Genomic DNA, 14,922 nt, shown 5'->3' with positions numbered 1-14,922 from the left:
CCTCTTCTTTTAATTTTTCTTTAAAAGAGTTGCTCCTGCAATCCCTGGGTGTGTCATTTCGAATGGATCTAGAATTAACTCTAAGTCTTCTTGTGACAATACACCATTTTTCACACAAAGTTCTCGAACGGATTGGCCTGTTGCAATTGCTTCTTTCGCAACGCGAGCTGCTGCTTCATAACCGATATGAGGGTTCACGGCTGTAATAATTCCTACACTTTTCTCAACATACTCTTTTAAGCGATCTTCATTCGCTTCAATTCCTTTTAAGCAATTATCTGTAAAGGCACGGAAACCGTTATTCATAATGCTAATCGATTGAAGTAAGTTGAAAACAAGTACTGGTTCCATAACGTTTAATTCTAATTGTCCTGCTTCTGAAGCAAGGCAAATTGTATGGTCATTACCAATTACTTGGAACGCAATTTGGTTAATAACTTCTGGCATAACAGGGTTTACTTTCCCTGGCATAATAGAAGAACCTGGTTGACGAGCTGGTAACATAATTTCAGCTAAACCAACACGTGGACCTGATGCCATTAAGCGAAGGTCGTTCGCAATTTTAGACATATTCATCATACATACTTTCAGTGCTGCTGATACTTCTGTGTATGCATCCGTATTTTGCGTTGCATCTACTAAGTCTTCTGCACCAACAAGTGGCAGTTCACTAATTGCAGCTAAATGTTTTACAACTGCTTCAATATATTCTGGATCTGCATTTAAGCCTGTACCAACTGCAGTTGCCCCCATATTTACTTCATATAAATGTTGACGCGATTGTTGAATTCGTTTCATATCACGCTCAAGTACGCGAGAGTATGCTTTAAACTCTTGTCCAAGACGAATTGGCACCGCATCTTGTAAATGTGTACGCCCCATTTTAATAACATGGTCAAACTGTTCTGCTTTTAATTCAAATACATCATGCATATAACCCATCGTTTGTAATAAGCCTTCTAATGCATTTAACGTTGCGATATGAATCGCCGTTGGGAATGCATCATTTGTTGATTGGGCCATATTTACATGGCTATTTGGACTAATATAATGATAGTCTCCCTTTTCCATTCCTAATAATTCAAGAGCACGATTGGCAATGACTTCATTTGCGTTCATATTCATTGAAGTACCTGCTCCGCCTTGAATTGGATCGACGATGAAATGATCATGCCATTTTCCATCAAGAATTTCTTGAGCAGCTTCTGCGATCACGCCACCCTTGTTCAATTCCAATCTTCCTACATCTGTATTAGCAAGCGCTGCTGCTTTTTTTACAATTGCGAACGCTCTAATTAAACCTTCATGGATTTTGTATCCTGTAATTGGGAAGTTTTCAACTGCACGCATTGTTTGTACGCCGTAGTATGCATAGTTTGGTACTTCTTTCTCACCTAAAAAATCTTTTTCAATTCGAACACCATTTTTAACTTCAGTTAATGTTGCCATGATTATTCACTCCTTAACGATTTCTTATGCTGCTTTTGTTTCTTTGACTGTTTCTACATATTGTTTTGCTTTCTCATTATCGAATTCGCCTTCCCACTTTGACATAACAATGGCCGCTAATGCATTTCCTAATACATTGACAGATGAGCGAATCATATCTAAAATGCGGTCAATTCCCGCAATTAACGCGATACCTTCTAGTGGTAACCCCATTGAACCTAACGTTGCTAATACAACAACGAACGATGCACCTGGAACTCCCGCCATACCTTTGGATGTTAACATGAGAACGAATAATAACGTTATTTGCTCCGTTAGTGACATGTGTACACCGTACATTTGTGCAACAAACAATGCCGCTAACGCTTGATAAATAGCCGATCCAGTCAAGTTAAATGTATAACCTGTCGGAATTACGAAAGAGGCAACTGCCTTTGGACAACCGAACTCTTCCATTTTTCTCATTATATTAGGTAAAACAGCTTCTGAACTTGCTGTCGTAAATGAAAGAATTAGTTCTTCTTTTAAAATTTTCATTAATGTAAAAATGTTTACGCCAACCATTCGTGCATTAATACCTAATACAATCACAACGAATAGTATAACAGTTACGTATACAGCTAGCACTAGTTTTCCTAAAGGAAGTAGTGTTGCTACACCAAATTTTGCAACCGTAACCGCAATTAAGGCGAATACACCAAATGGTGCAAATTTCATGACTTGATTTGTAACCCAAAACATCGCTTCGAGTACACCTTCAAAGAAGTTAAAGACAGGCTTTCCTTTTTCCCCAATTGCCGCAACTCCTAAACCGAATAATACTGAGAAGAATATAATCGGTAATAGGTCACCTTGTGCAATCGATTCAAATACGTTTTTCGGTACAATGTGAACAATTGTCTCAGCAAAACCTTTCTTCTCTGTTGCATCTGCTGTTTGTTTATAAGAAGAAATATCACTTTGCTGTAAATTACTCATATCAACACCAGTACCTGGTTGGAATATATTCGCTGCAAGTAATCCCATTAAAATAGCAATCGTTGTAATAATTTCAAAATAAAGAATTGTCTTACCACCCAGTTTCCCAAGCTTCTTCATATCTCCTACACCAGCTACTGCAACAATTAATGCTGAAATAACAATTGGTACTACAATCATCTTAATTAAGTGAATAAATATATCCCCAATTGGTGTGATATAAGAAATCGCCGTTTTATTGCCATAAAAGACTGCCCCTACTACAATCCCTAAAACAAGCGCGACAAAAATTTGTGTTGCCAATCCGAATTTTTTCATTTATGTTCATCCCCTTCATGCGAACGCTTTCAATTTGAATTTATAAAAGCTACTCACACATCTTATAAGCGAACCTACAAAATCATACAAAAACCTACAAGTTCGTCACAAAAAATTCAAATATTTTTCTTCTTTTTTTCATTGACACCATTTTGTTAAAAAACGATAAAATAAACTTGATAAGTAATCAGATTGTTTCGTATAATCAAAAAGATATATACTTAAAACAAATTAAAATGAAAAGGAGTGGATGGTATGAAAAGTTACGTGAAAAAATTCGTCCTATCTTCTTCTTTTCTTTTTCATTTTCTTAAAAAGGAACAAAGGCATTCGCCTTTGTTCCTTTTTTATTGCGATCTATATAGGGGGAATTGTTATGAGGTCATATAAACGTGTCTTAATTAAATTAAGCGGCGGTGCACTTGCCGATCAAACTGGAAATAGCTTTAACTCCAAACGATTAGAACATATCGCAAACGAAATTTTATCCATTGTTGATTTGGATATCGAAGTATCCATCGTCATCGGTGGCGGTAACATTTTTAGGGGGCATCTAGCTGAAGAGTGGGGAATTGATCGCGTAGAAGCTGATAATATCGGTACACTAGGTACAATCATTAACAGCTTAATGCTTCGCGGTGTTTTAACAAGTAAAACAAATAGAGAAGTACGCGTTATGACGTCCATTCCATTCAATGCAGTAGCTGAACCATACATTCGCTTGCGTGCAGTCCACCATTTAGATAACGGCTATATCGTTATCTTTGGAGGCGGAAACGGGCAACCGTTCGTGACGACAGATTATCCAAGCGTACAAAGAGCTATTGAAATGAATAGCGATGCCATATTAGTCGCAAAACAAGGTGTCGATGGCGTCTTTACAAGTGATCCAAAGCATAATAAATCAGCAAAAATGTACAGCAAACTAAACTATAATGATGTTGTTAGACAAAATATACAAGTCATGGATCAAGCAGCATTACTGCTTGCCAGGGACTACAATTTACCAGCACATGTCTTTAACTTTGATGAGCCTGGAGTGATGAAACGAATTTGTTTAGGGGAGCATGTAGGGACGTTGATTAATGATGATGCTTCATTGCTTGTGCATGAAAAGTAATTAGTTCTCATAAAAAAGGGGTGTCTATAAAAGACCCCCTTTTCTTTAAACTTTATAAATAAAAATCCACCAAACCCGCAAATTTCTCCTTACAACGCTCCCAAAAAGATAACTTCTCAAAAAACTCTTTCGTCATTACTTTCGAATCACGAAAATCCTCTGTTAACACTGTATTAACTTGCGCTACAATAGGACCACCATGAATATAAAAATTCATTTCATCATTTATATTAAAGCTACGCGAAGTAAAGTTTGTTGTGCCAATAACGGTTAATTCATTATCAATAAGCATTAATTTGCCATGGAACATTCCTTTTTTATAACCATATACAGTAATCCCATTATTAACAGCTTGACGTATGTATGGATACGCCGCTTCTTTTATAAGAGGTAGATCTGGTTTATATGACCAAAGTATTTTTACTGTAACACCACGCTTTTGTGCTGCGATTAAAGCATTCATTGATTCTTCATTTTTCGCTATAAAATACGGCGTTGCAATTACAATGGAGTGCTGAGCTTGTTTTATAAGATCTAAATATTTTTCAGCGACGTGATGCCCATTATAACTAACCATAGTATGTAATGTATTCCCTTTACTAGCTTTATTCGTACTTCTCTTTATATCTTCTTTCGTATCTCGTTTCCAATCTAAAGCAAATTGTTCCTCTAAATCTTTTGCACCTTCTCCTTTTACCCGTACATGATAATCTCTCCAGTACCCAAAGTGTTTATCTTTCCCTAAGTACTCATCTCCTATATTAAAACCACCTGTATAACCAATCTCTCCATCAATTGTTGTAATTCGGCGATGATTACGATGATGAAGGGAATAAAACCCGAATGGTAATTCCTGTTTTCTACTATATGTAAAATGCACACCATTTTTCTGTAATTCTTTTTTCATCTTTCTTTCAAATGATAAATCGTTAAGTAAATCGACAGATAAATATACGTTTACTCCTTCTCTTGCCTTTTCTTTTAATAAGTTTAAAAAAGTATGACTGCTTTTATCATCCGATAAAATAAAAAAATAAGTGTAAATAGATTGTTTCGCTTCTTTTATATCAGTAAATAACTGTTTATAAAATGACTTTCCTTCTACATATAATTGAAAATCACTATAATGAGGTGCATACTCTGTTGGCATGTTTTTCCCAGTTTCCATTTTCCTACCTAAAGTAACATCAATATGCATACAAATTAAAATAAAAGCGAAAATAGCAATAATAATAGAAGTAACTCGTAATATTTTTTTAATCATTTTGATTTCCTTCCGCTCATTTTTCTTTCCACCCTTCTATTTTGGCATTCAAATTCAGATTTCATGCTTCATACAAAAAAGGATGTGACTTAACGTCACACCCTTTTCATATTAAACAAAGTTTCTCGCATCATTATTTCTTCCAAACTTATAAATAGCAATTAAGAAGAATGCTACCGCAAAGGCGAATAAGATTAAAATGTTTACATACAACTCTGAAAATGGGATTCCTTGCTGTAGTTTTGCTATCGTGTCTAGCAACCAACGCTGCGGAAGGAAATCAGCTACTTTTTGTACCGCTTTTGGCATAATGTCATATGGAAAATAACATCCGGCAAGTAAACAAGTTGGTACAATGACCAGATTTTGCATCGTATTTGCCGATGCTGAGTTTTTCGAAAAAGCAACAAGAACTAATGATATTCCAATCGCTATTAAAGCAAATAGCATGAGTACGCCAATCATCACTATGAAAGGCATATTGATATTCGTATGAAAAACATTCGTTAGGAATAGGGTTGTAATTAGAATTTGTACTGTTAACATCATCATATTTACTCCGACATTAGATAATATAAATCTCTTCCCATCTATCGGTGTTGATAAGAGTCTAAAGTACGTTCTATTTTCTTTTTCTTTTAAAATAGAACCTGATAAGTTCGCTGCTGAAAACAGCATAAACATAATAAGGTAACCCATCGTTTGGTTTGTCATATCTTTATTTTTCGAAGTATCTTCTAGCGTTTCAGTTTTCATCTTAAATGCACTTTTTTGATACCCTGCGTACATAGTATCAAATGTACTTTGATCTGTTCCTGCTACTTTACTAATAGCTGCTACATTATCAATATAGTTATATAAATATGATTTTATAAATACTGTTACTTGATCACCTTTAATCGATGCAATCTCGATATGATTAGGTTTCCCTTCTCGAACACTTTTTGAAAAACCAGAATGTAATGTAATAACTCCATCAAGTTTTTTGGAAGTGAGTTTATCTTCTACTTCCGACTCCTTAACCTTACTCACTTTCACATGATTTAATCCTTCTAAGAACTTTATCGTATCATTTGCTATCAGCTCATTTTCCTTATTTACAATCCCGATATTTAACGTGCCTTGCCCCGCATTTCCGTATATCGAAAAAGAGATGAGTGTTCCGATTATCGGCAAACTAATAATAATGAATAACCCTTTTTTATTTTTCAAAAGGACAGATAGCGTTTTTTGTATGAGCCATAAAATATCTTTCATACTATAGCCCCTCCCGTCTACGTAATGCAATAATTGCAATTAATAAAAAGAGTGCTGAAATCCCAAGATTTAAACATATTACTGGCAGTGTCGCTCCTACATCGTTTGCATAAATAATTTTCATGACAGCTGTGTTTGCCCACGTTAATGGTGATAAGTTCGTAACTAAATTTTCTTCTACTACGAAGTATGCACCACCAAAAATAGAAGCTAACTGTATAACAACAAGAATAATTGCTCTCGATGATTCAGCTGTTTTCGTAATATACCCGATCCCTAAACCGAAGCTAATTGCTAGAAAGACTTGTGTTAATAAAATAATAAATATGATTCCAAGGTGGTCGCCCCAATTCGCTTGAAATACAAATTTACTAAATAACATGACAAGTAATACGCAAAGGGCGTTCGCTACTAGGCTACCAAGTACTTTTCCAATAAATATTTCAGCTTTACTTATAGGTGCAGCAATGAGACGATCTCCTGTTTTACGTATGCGTTCTCCTCGGATTAAAGAACTCGCTCCCATTGCAGCATATAATGCAATCATCGTTGTCATTACAACCGCATAGTAATCCATGGAACCTGGTTTTTTCGTAGCTTGTAAGGATGTTTCTTTTATATAATCATTATGATTTCCGTTTGAAATAACTGTGCTCACCTTAGTAGGATCTACTTTTGCAACTTCGGCCGCTACATTGTACTTATCAACAAATGTTGTAAGCATTCCTTCCACAATACTCCCCTCAATACTACTTTTGTCACTTCCGTACAATTTTGCACCATCTTTATTTAACTCTACATAAACAGCATATTTATTTTGCTTCACTTCTTCTTTCCCATCTATACCTTCGGAAGCTTTTTTAAAATGAATACCCGATTTATCGACTTCTTTCGTAAATGCTTCGAACGATTGAGAAAATGTGCTACTCGCTTCATCTTTGTAGAGCACTTGTATATCTTTAATCGCTTGACTATCGCTATCAAATGCATTCGTTAACGCTGTTCCTAACACAAGCATAAGTACAACCGGAAATGCTAACATAAAAACTAAAGTTCTTACGTCTCTGAAATCTCTTTTAATATGCATAACTGCAATATTGAAGATGTTCAATTGATGAACCTCCCTTTACCTTTTCTTCATTTACTTTTTATTTATCTCGTAAGTTTCTTCCAGTCAACGTAAGAAATACAGTTTCTAAATTCGGTGCCTGCTCTTCTAACGAACGAATTTCAATATCGTGATTAATGAAATGCTGAATAATTTTATTTAAATTATTTAATCCTGCATCCGAGTTTACCTTGATTACGTTCTCTTCAATTTGAACAGCTTTCACACCGTTTATCTCTTTTAACTTTTCTACATCTAAATTTTCTACTGACTTCACTTCAATCCAAATATCTTTCGTATCTGTAATAATCGCTTTTAACTGTTCTTTCGTACCTTCTGCAATCACTTTACCGTGGTCGACAATTGCGATTTTTGTACAAATCTCTTCCACTTCTTCCATGTAGTGGCTCGTGTAAATAATCGTGCTTCCCATTTCATTTAATTTCCGAACAGACTGAAGGATATAGTTTCTTGACTGCGGATCAATTCCAACTGTCGGTTCATCCATAATAATTAACTTCGGTCTATGAGCAATTGCACAAGCTATATTCAGTCTTCGTTTCATCCCACCAGAAAAGTTTTTCGGGTAACTCTTATGTTTATCGCTAAGCCCCACAAATTGAAGTGCTTCCTCTACTCTTGCTTTTAGTTCAACCCCTCTTAACCCATACAATCCAGCAAAGAATTTCACATTTTCATAGGCAGTTAACTCTTCATAAATCGCAATATCTTGCGGAACGATTCCGATATTCATTTTTGCAAATCGATTATGTTTCTTTATATTTTTTCCTAGTATGCTAATTTCGCCTTCATTACTTCTTAACAAACCAGCAATCATATTTATCGTTGTACTCTTACCAGCACCATTTGATCCTAAAAAGCCAAATATTTCTCCTTCTTTAATAGATAAAGACATATTATCAACTGCGATAAAATCACCAAATTTTTTCGTTAAATTTTTAATTTCTAATGTATTCATCATTTCACCCCTATTTCGGTTTCTCTGCTATTAGTATAAACAAAAAGAATGAACCTGCTCAGTGCAGAAGTTCATTCTTTTCACATGAGATTATTCACTTTTTTCATATGAGATGGTTCATCTTCGTCCCATTCTCTTATATCGGCAACAACATCGTCACTAAAAAACCACTTGTTCCATCTACAATAATTTTTCCGTTTACAGACGCTGTTCGCTCCTCCATCCCCATAATACCGAGACCTTTCTTAACAAGGGCTGCGCCTTTTCCGTTATCCTTCACTTGCACCTTAACCATCTTGTTAAGTACATGAATATCTATAGAAATAACTGTCGCATCAGCATATTTCATCGCATTTGTTAATGCCTCTGTAACATTTTCACCAATAATTTTCCACTGAATGGGAGAAATCATATCTAAGTTTCCCTTATATACGAAAGGAATGTTTACATCATGCTTACTAGCAAACTCCTCTATGAATAATTTCATACGGTGAATGCCAATTTGCTCAGTTGGTGGCTTCATATTTTTTAATGTAATGCGAATACTTTCAATTCCATCTTTTGAAATGTGAATTGCATTTTGTAATAACTCCGCAGATTTTTCTTTATCTATCCCCATTAATCTCTTTGCTGCTTCCATTTGAATCAATGCGCCTGTCATCGAGTGACCAATTTTATCATGAATTTCTTGTGATAATCGATTTCTCTCTTCTAACTTAAATGTGTATTCTGATTGTCTTATGTACTCTTTATTTTCATGTAAGCTTTTCGTAAGTCGTTGCATATCTTTTCGCATCTTATCATTTTGCGATTCAAGCTTTACTACACGTGATATATATCGATCTGCCATAGTTAAAACGAGAAAAGAAAATGCAACAATTAATCCATAAGTCATTCGAATGCTTTCATCTGTAATTGTAATTGGAAGCATCATAATAACAAAGTGTGACCAATTCTTGTCTATGTAATGGAATGTAATTTCGTATAAATTCAAAGGTAAAAACAAAATAAAAAACGGATGAACCCTCCATGTTAATAACATAACTACACTAATTGAAATACAAATCAATATTTTTTTGTACGTATCTTTTTTTAATATAGAGATTAGCACGTTTACAGAAAGATATAAAAGCAAAGCAAATATAACCCATGGTAATTTCGTAACATTTGAATGTATGTAACTGAACACAATATATATAAAGACAATTAATTTACTTACAGTTAACCAAAATTCCATATCATTAATCTACTTTCCCTGTTAAGTAATAAATCGCAATTTGTGTGCGATGTTCAAGTCCAGTTTTCCCTAAAACTGACGTAATATAATTTGCAATTGTTCCCTCAGATATAAAAAGCTGTTTCGAAATTTCTTTATTTGAGAAACCTTTTGCAATTAATGCGATAATACTAAGCTCCCTTTCTGTGAAAAGGCTCTTATCAATTTTACATTCTTCCTCTTTACTTTCCATTAAATTAGACTTAATTTTATCGAGGACAACATCTTGCATAACAGTTTGACCGTTATATACTCCTTTTATCGCATCACGAATACGCTCCGGATCGTTATTTTTTAATAAATAACCTTTCGCTCCGTTTTTTACTGCATCCAAAATATACTCATCATCATCAAACGTCGTTAAAATAAGCGGTTTTGTTTTCGTCTCTTCACAAATGAACTTCGTCGCCTCTACACCGTTCATATTTGGCATACGAACATCTAAAAGAGCAATATCAACTTCATGCTTTTTACAATACGCTACAGCTTCTTCCCCATCATTTACAGTATCTACTACTTCAAACTCTTCGTATGTATTTAAAATAATTTTCATGCCCTCTCTAATAAAAGAGTTATCATCTGCTATTAATATTTTAATTTTCATGTTTGTTAGTATGAATCTTTCCCTACTAACATTCACATCCTTTCTCCGTATAACATTTCCTACTTGCTCATTATATACTTCTCTTTACCATTTTTTCACACCTTTTTTCATCTAGCTCTTCTGCAAAAAATATATTATTCTTTTTTTACAAAATGTGTAGGGTGACTTATCATTCTTTACGTCTATATAATAGAATGCGTCAAAAAGGAGGGAGAGACCGATTGAGGAAAAACAATTAATTGAAAAAGCACAGCAAGGAAGCGAGCATGCTTTTCGTATCCTTGTACAAACATATCGTCATTATATTTTTCAAGTTATCTTTTCTATTTTAAGACATGAAGAAGATGCGAAAGATGTTACACAAGAAGTATTCGTAAAAATTCACACCTCTCTCCCAAATTATCAATTTCGTGGATTAAAAACGTGGATGGCACGTATTGCCACCAATCACGCTATTGATTATAAGAGAAAGAAAGCTAGAGAAAGTGAAGAACTCTCCTTATGTAAAGAAGCTGAGGAAAATATACAGTCCTCTCATAATATTGAGGCTTTATTATTGACGAAAGAGCAGAAATTACTCATTGCTCAAAAACTGCGAGAACTTCCCGAAAATTACCGTGACGTCGTTCTCGCACATTACTTAGAAGAAAAGAGCTATCAAGAAATTGCTTTACAGGAAAACATCGAAGTAAAAACAGTCGAAATGAAACTGTATCGAGCACGAAAATGGATTAAAAAACATTGGAAGGAGGAAGAGTTTCTATGATGCATTATTCAAAAGAAGATTGGCGCAATTATACATTAGATTTTATAGAAAGCAATGAACGTGAATCTATGGAAGAACATCTTTATAAATGTGATCATTGTTTAGCACTTTATATGGAAAGTATTGATGAACAACATGAAAACCTTCCAATGATAAATGATGATTCATTTACGAACGAAGTTATGACGCAAATTAATTTTGAAACACTACAGTCTAATGAAAATATAAAAACAACCTCACTAAAGCGCACGATCATTCACTACATAATTGCGACTGCGGCTACAATTATTTTTATGGTAAGTGGTTTATTTCAGTATATTTTTACAGCGACATCAAATTTAGAAAAATCTTCAAAACATAACGAGTCTTCTATTTCACAACAAATTGTAAACAAATCGGTAGACACATCGAAAAAGGACGGAGGTTCAAAGCATGAATAAAAATCCCTTTTTAGCACTTGTATTAGGGCTAATTCCTGGGCTTGGACATTTATACTTAAAAAAGCTAGGACGGTTTATTTTATATAGCGGGGGATCACTATTTCTATTCTCCTTTGCAGTATTTTGTACCATAGTAGTAAGAGAACGTGATATTGCTTTTCTTTCTCTATTTTTACTAGCTGTTCTATGGGTAATTAACTTACTAGATTTAGTTATCACCATTATAAACCAAACGAAAAAGCAAGAAGCTGGAGAAGTGATAAATTCCTCTAAAGAGAGCGAACGATTTTATATCATTCTCTTATCCATCATCCCTGGACTTGGCCATTTCCAATTAGGACTTATGCAACGCGGACTTACATTTTTAGTAGCTTGCACAGGAATCGGAAGTATGATCATTTTCGTTGCACTTTTAACATCGCAAGAAAGTTTTCTTATCTTCCTTATTACGTTACCTGTTTTATGGATTTATAATTTCTTTGACGTTGTTCAGCAACTACAGAAAAAAGAACGTGGCGAGCAATTAATTGACCGTACTATTTTCGAAGATTTTGAAGAACATCGAGAGCAGGGAAAGAAAAGTAAAACATTTGCTTCTATTTTAGCGATGTTCCCTGGAGCAGGTCATATGTATTTAGGCTTACAACGCCGTGGTCTTCAGCTTATGGCAGCCTTCTTACTATCTATTTATTTACTCGACTTATTAAGACTTTCTGCATTTTTATTTTTAGTACCAATCATTTGGTTTTATAGCTTTTTTGATGCGTTACAGCAAACAGCAAAATACGGAAAAGAACGAGTTCAAGACGAACCCATTATCGATTATTTTATAAATCATCAAAGATGGATCGGTATCGGATTAATTACACTCGGTGGTTATTATTTATTAAATCAAACAGTCCTTCCTATTTTGAATGATTATTTTGTAACTATATTTAATATTCATCTTAGTGAACTATATTATCGCTATTTCCAAACATCTATCGTTGCGCTCCTTTTAATTGGCGGCGGCTTTAAATTGTTACTTGGAAATAAAGAAAACAAAGGTGGGACAAACGAATGAGGACTTGGCGTGTTGGAACATTCTCAATGGGGCTTTCTATTATATCGTTAGGATGCTTTTTACTATTTTCAGTCGTAAAAGGAATTCAAGTATTAGATACACTAACTGCATGGTGGCCAGTTTTACTCATCATACTTGGAGCCGAAGTTTTACTATACCTTCTATTTTCTAAGAAGGAACAATCATTTATTAAATATGATATTTTTAGTATTTTCTTTATCGGCGTTTTAGGAAGCGTCGGAATTGCTTTTTACTGTTTATTATCAACTGGATTACTAGAAGAAGTTCGTCACTCTATTAACACAACGAGGCAAACGAGTAATATTCCAGACGGACAATTTGATATACCTGAATCTATCAAAAAAATCGTAGTAGATGCAGGACATCAGCCTCTAACGATAGAGGGAAATAATACAAATCAAATTCATCTTTTGGGAACTTATGAAATGACAACGAAAGCAAATGAAAAACTCAATTTAAAACAAGATGATTTCCTTTCAGTTCAAACGGCTGGAGAAACGATGTATATCACTTTAAAATCATTACCTGTTCAGCATACGTTATTTAATTCAGCACCACAGGTGAAACCAACGCTTGTTCTTCCGCAAAATAAAAATGTGGAAATCCGTGCTTCAAATAACGAACTATCTCTTTATCCAGGTCAATTACAAAATAATTGGTTTGTACAGGAAAGCTCAAGAGTGTCTGTCCATCTTGCAAAAGAAAGTGATGTATCTTTAACAGCAATAACGAATCAAAAAGAAATACACGGAAACACACCTTGGGAGCAAGTAGAAGATTTAACGAAAAAAGAAAATAATTCTTCAGAAGAACATCCAGAATTAAACGAGCAAGAACATTGGTATAAAAATTCGATTAAAACTGGAAATGGGACGTACAAGTTAAATATTGAGAAAACTTATAATTTGAATATGAGCGTTATCGAAAAATAAAAAACCTTCCGCAATTGCGGAAGGTTTTTCTCATATAATCGCTTTAATTCCTTCTAACACTAATCCAATCATAAATCCGCAAACAGCCCCGTTTACTCGGATCCACTGTAAATCTTTACCGACGTTATTTTCAATCATTTCGATTAACGTTTTATCATCTAACTTATCAAGGTTTTCTTGTACAAGCTTACCAATTTTCGAATGGTTCTTCTCAACAAGACTCACAACTTGTTTTTGTAACCAATCTTCTATTTTTTGAACTATCTGTTCATCTTCTTTTATTTTATTCATTTGTTTTTGTAAAAATGGAATAACATATTTATCAGCAAATTCTTCATTATTTACAAAAGCAACTGCTCTTTGTTGTACTTGCTCTAGCATCTCTTTTATTTTGTCAGTAGCATCCCAATTCGCAATCCACTTTTCTTTCCAATTTTCTAATTCCTTTAGTAAGGCTTCATTTTCTTTTACATTGATAATTTCTTGACGAATCTTCGCTAATATAAGTTGTCTTGTGGTATTATCAGCCTCTTGTAAGCTGTTAATATTACTAATGATAAACTTCTGCAAAATGCCGCCAATTTTATCTTCATCTACAATATTCATAAATGATTTCAAAGTAAACTGCAAGAATCCATCTACTTTTATATTTTCCATCGCCTTCATACCTAAGCTACCGAGCTGGTAACGAGCTTCATCTTGCGCGGTCCAATCTTTTACCTTCACTAATATGTAATCAAGTGTCTTTTCATCATATTCTTGCACAACTAATTGATCAACAAGCACTTGTAAAATGTTACTTGTATTAATTGTATGTAAATATGTTTTTAATTCTTTTTCAATAATAACAGCTAACTTTTCTGTATCTATTGTTACAATTGCTTTCTCTGCAATCGTTACAATCCCCTTTTTCACAGCATCAGACTGCATTTCTCTCTCAGCAATTTGCAGTACCATTTGTGCTAACTGCATCTCTTTTACTTTATTCGTAATACTTTCTTTCGTCAGCCATTCATTTTCTAACGTATGAATGAGCCCTTTCGTTACTCGTTTACGATTTTTAGGTAATAACGCTGTATGCGGAATTGGAATTCCCATCGGATGACGGAATAAAGCAGTAACCGCAAACCAATCTGCAAGCCCGCCAACCAATCCAGCTTCAAATCCCCCTTGTATAATCTCTCCTGCTACCGTTCCTTGAAAAGGGATAGAAGCCGCGAAGCCGACACCCATAACCCCAAGCGAAATACCCGCTATATATTTAGTCTGTAATGACATCGTATACACATCCTCTTATTATGTAAAATAAAGCTTTTTTGTTGTATTTATTCAATATTAGTTATCCTT

Annotated in this window: 14 protein-coding genes; 5 read left to right on the top strand and 9 right to left on the bottom strand. The window is 34.4% G+C overall.

Annotation, left to right across the window (positions count from 1 at the left end):
• Positions 1–9 precede the first annotated feature (9 nt).
• Positions 10–1,449, bottom strand: coding sequence for an aspartate ammonia-lyase (gene aspA / locus MR143_RS02045; protein ID WP_000224200.1), 1,440 nt, complete (start codon positions 1,447–1,449; stop codon positions 10–12).
• Between the two features lie 24 nt (positions 1,450–1,473).
• The gene (locus MR143_RS02040; protein WP_000713293.1) at positions 1,474–2,745 is read right to left on the bottom strand and encodes a cation:dicarboxylate symporter family transporter; all 1,272 of its coding nucleotides are present in this window, start codon (positions 2,743–2,745) and stop codon (positions 1,474–1,476) included.
• Between the two features lie 376 nt (positions 2,746–3,121).
• Here MR143_RS02040 and pyrH point away from each other — a divergent pair, with 376 nt between their 5' ends.
• Positions 3,122–3,865, top strand: coding sequence for a UMP kinase (gene pyrH / locus MR143_RS02035; RefSeq protein ID WP_001258266.1), 744 nt, complete (start codon positions 3,122–3,124; stop codon positions 3,863–3,865).
• Between the two features lie 52 nt (positions 3,866–3,917).
• Here the strand turns inward: pyrH and MR143_RS02030 are convergent, their stop codons facing one another.
• From MR143_RS02030 to MR143_RS02005, 6 genes are all read right to left on the bottom strand, one after another.
• Entirely contained in the window at positions 3,918–5,129 is a 1,212-nt protein-coding gene (locus MR143_RS02030) for a phospholipase D-like domain-containing protein (RefSeq protein WP_000591910.1), read from the bottom strand.
• A 111-nt stretch (positions 5,130–5,240) separates the two neighbouring features.
• The gene (locus MR143_RS02025) at positions 5,241–6,386 is read right to left on the bottom strand and encodes an ABC transporter permease (RefSeq protein WP_000651851.1); all 1,146 of its coding nucleotides are present in this window, start codon (positions 6,384–6,386) and stop codon (positions 5,241–5,243) included.
• Position 6,387: 1 nt separating this feature from the next.
• A complete protein-coding gene (locus tag MR143_RS02020; RefSeq protein ID WP_001020192.1) occupies positions 6,388–7,497 on the bottom strand; it encodes an ABC transporter permease in 1,110 nt (369 codons plus the stop codon).
• A gap of 37 nt (positions 7,498–7,534) precedes the next feature.
• Positions 7,535–8,473 carry an ABC transporter ATP-binding protein gene (locus MR143_RS02015; protein ID WP_001093829.1) on the bottom strand — a complete coding sequence of 313 codons (939 nt, stop codon included), beginning with the start codon at positions 8,471–8,473 and terminating at the stop codon, positions 7,535–7,537.
• A gap of 136 nt (positions 8,474–8,609) precedes the next feature.
• The gene (locus MR143_RS02010; protein WP_000397656.1) at positions 8,610–9,710 is read right to left on the bottom strand and encodes a sensor histidine kinase; all 1,101 of its coding nucleotides are present in this window, start codon (positions 9,708–9,710) and stop codon (positions 8,610–8,612) included.
• 4 nt (positions 9,711–9,714) lie between these two features.
• Positions 9,715–10,353, bottom strand: a complete 639-nt coding sequence (locus MR143_RS02005) for a response regulator transcription factor (RefSeq protein WP_000694093.1) — start codon at positions 10,351–10,353, stop codon at positions 9,715–9,717.
• A gap of 220 nt (positions 10,354–10,573) precedes the next feature.
• Between MR143_RS02005 and MR143_RS02000 the strand changes: the two genes are divergently transcribed.
• Genes MR143_RS02000 through exsE form a run of 4 tightly spaced genes read left to right on the top strand, consistent with a single transcriptional unit; the run spans position 10,574 to position 13,575 of the window.
• A complete protein-coding gene (locus MR143_RS02000) occupies positions 10,574–11,119 on the top strand; it encodes an RNA polymerase sigma factor (protein ID WP_306461541.1) in 546 nt (181 codons plus the stop codon).
• Positions 11,116–11,559, top strand: a complete 444-nt coding sequence (locus MR143_RS01995) for a hypothetical protein (RefSeq protein ID WP_000972357.1) — start codon at positions 11,116–11,118, stop codon at positions 11,557–11,559. Before MR143_RS02000 ends, MR143_RS01995 begins: the two co-directional genes overlap by 4 nt.
• A complete protein-coding gene (locus MR143_RS01990; protein ID WP_001039123.1) occupies positions 11,552–12,622 on the top strand; it encodes a hypothetical protein in 1,071 nt (356 codons plus the stop codon). Before MR143_RS01995 ends, MR143_RS01990 begins: the two co-directional genes overlap by 8 nt.
• Complete coding sequence (gene exsE / locus MR143_RS01985) at positions 12,619–13,575, top strand: exosporium protein ExsE (protein ID WP_001261421.1); 957 nt, start codon at positions 12,619–12,621, stop codon at positions 13,573–13,575. Before MR143_RS01990 ends, exsE begins: the two co-directional genes overlap by 4 nt.
• Before the next feature lie 30 nt (positions 13,576–13,605).
• On the opposite strand, the gene MR143_RS01980 is transcribed toward exsE, so the two are convergent.
• Complete coding sequence (locus tag MR143_RS01980) at positions 13,606–14,853, bottom strand: DUF445 domain-containing protein (RefSeq protein WP_000058310.1); 1,248 nt, start codon at positions 14,851–14,853, stop codon at positions 13,606–13,608.
• Between the last annotated feature and the right edge of the window lie 69 nt (positions 14,854–14,922).

The sequence above is a fragment of the Bacillus cereus group sp. BfR-BA-01347 genome (assembly GCF_022663835.1).
In the GTDB taxonomy this organism is placed as follows: Bacteria; Bacillota; Bacilli; order Bacillales; family Bacillaceae_G; genus Bacillus_A; species Bacillus_A thuringiensis_K.
Note: the sequence above shows the minus strand (reverse complement) of the source record. Positions and strands in the feature narration are given on the sequence as shown.

Excerpts from the sequence above, each read along its gene's own strand:
- MR143_RS02015 (WP_001093829.1), bottom strand. The coding sequence starts at position 8,473 with ATGAATACATTAGAAATTAAAAATTTAACGAAAAAATTTGGTGATTTT.
- MR143_RS02040 (WP_000713293.1), bottom strand. The coding sequence starts at position 2,745 with ATGAAAAAATTCGGATTGGCAACACAAATTTTTGTCGCGCTTGTTTTA.
- MR143_RS01990 (WP_001039123.1), top strand. The coding sequence starts at position 11,552 with ATGAATAAAAATCCCTTTTTAGCACTTGTATTAGGGCTAATTCCTGGG.
- MR143_RS01995 (WP_000972357.1), top strand. The coding sequence starts at position 11,116 with ATGATGCATTATTCAAAAGAAGATTGGCGCAATTATACATTAGATTTT.
- exsE (WP_001261421.1), top strand. The coding sequence starts at position 12,619 with ATGAGGACTTGGCGTGTTGGAACATTCTCAATGGGGCTTTCTATTATA.
- MR143_RS01980 (WP_000058310.1), bottom strand. The coding sequence starts at position 14,853 with ATGTCATTACAGACTAAATATATAGCGGGTATTTCGCTTGGGGTTATG.
- aspA (WP_000224200.1), bottom strand. The coding sequence starts at position 1,449 with ATGGCAACATTAACTGAAGTTAAAAATGGTGTTCGAATTGAAAAAGAT.
- pyrH (WP_001258266.1), top strand. The coding sequence starts at position 3,122 with ATGAGGTCATATAAACGTGTCTTAATTAAATTAAGCGGCGGTGCACTT.
- MR143_RS02010 (WP_000397656.1), bottom strand. The coding sequence starts at position 9,710 with ATGGAATTTTGGTTAACTGTAAGTAAATTAATTGTCTTTATATATATT.
- MR143_RS02005 (WP_000694093.1), bottom strand. The coding sequence starts at position 10,353 with ATGAAAATTAAAATATTAATAGCAGATGATAACTCTTTTATTAGAGAG.
- MR143_RS02025 (WP_000651851.1), bottom strand. The coding sequence starts at position 6,386 with ATGAAAGATATTTTATGGCTCATACAAAAAACGCTATCTGTCCTTTTG.
- MR143_RS02030 (WP_000591910.1), bottom strand. The coding sequence starts at position 5,129 with ATGATTAAAAAAATATTACGAGTTACTTCTATTATTATTGCTATTTTC.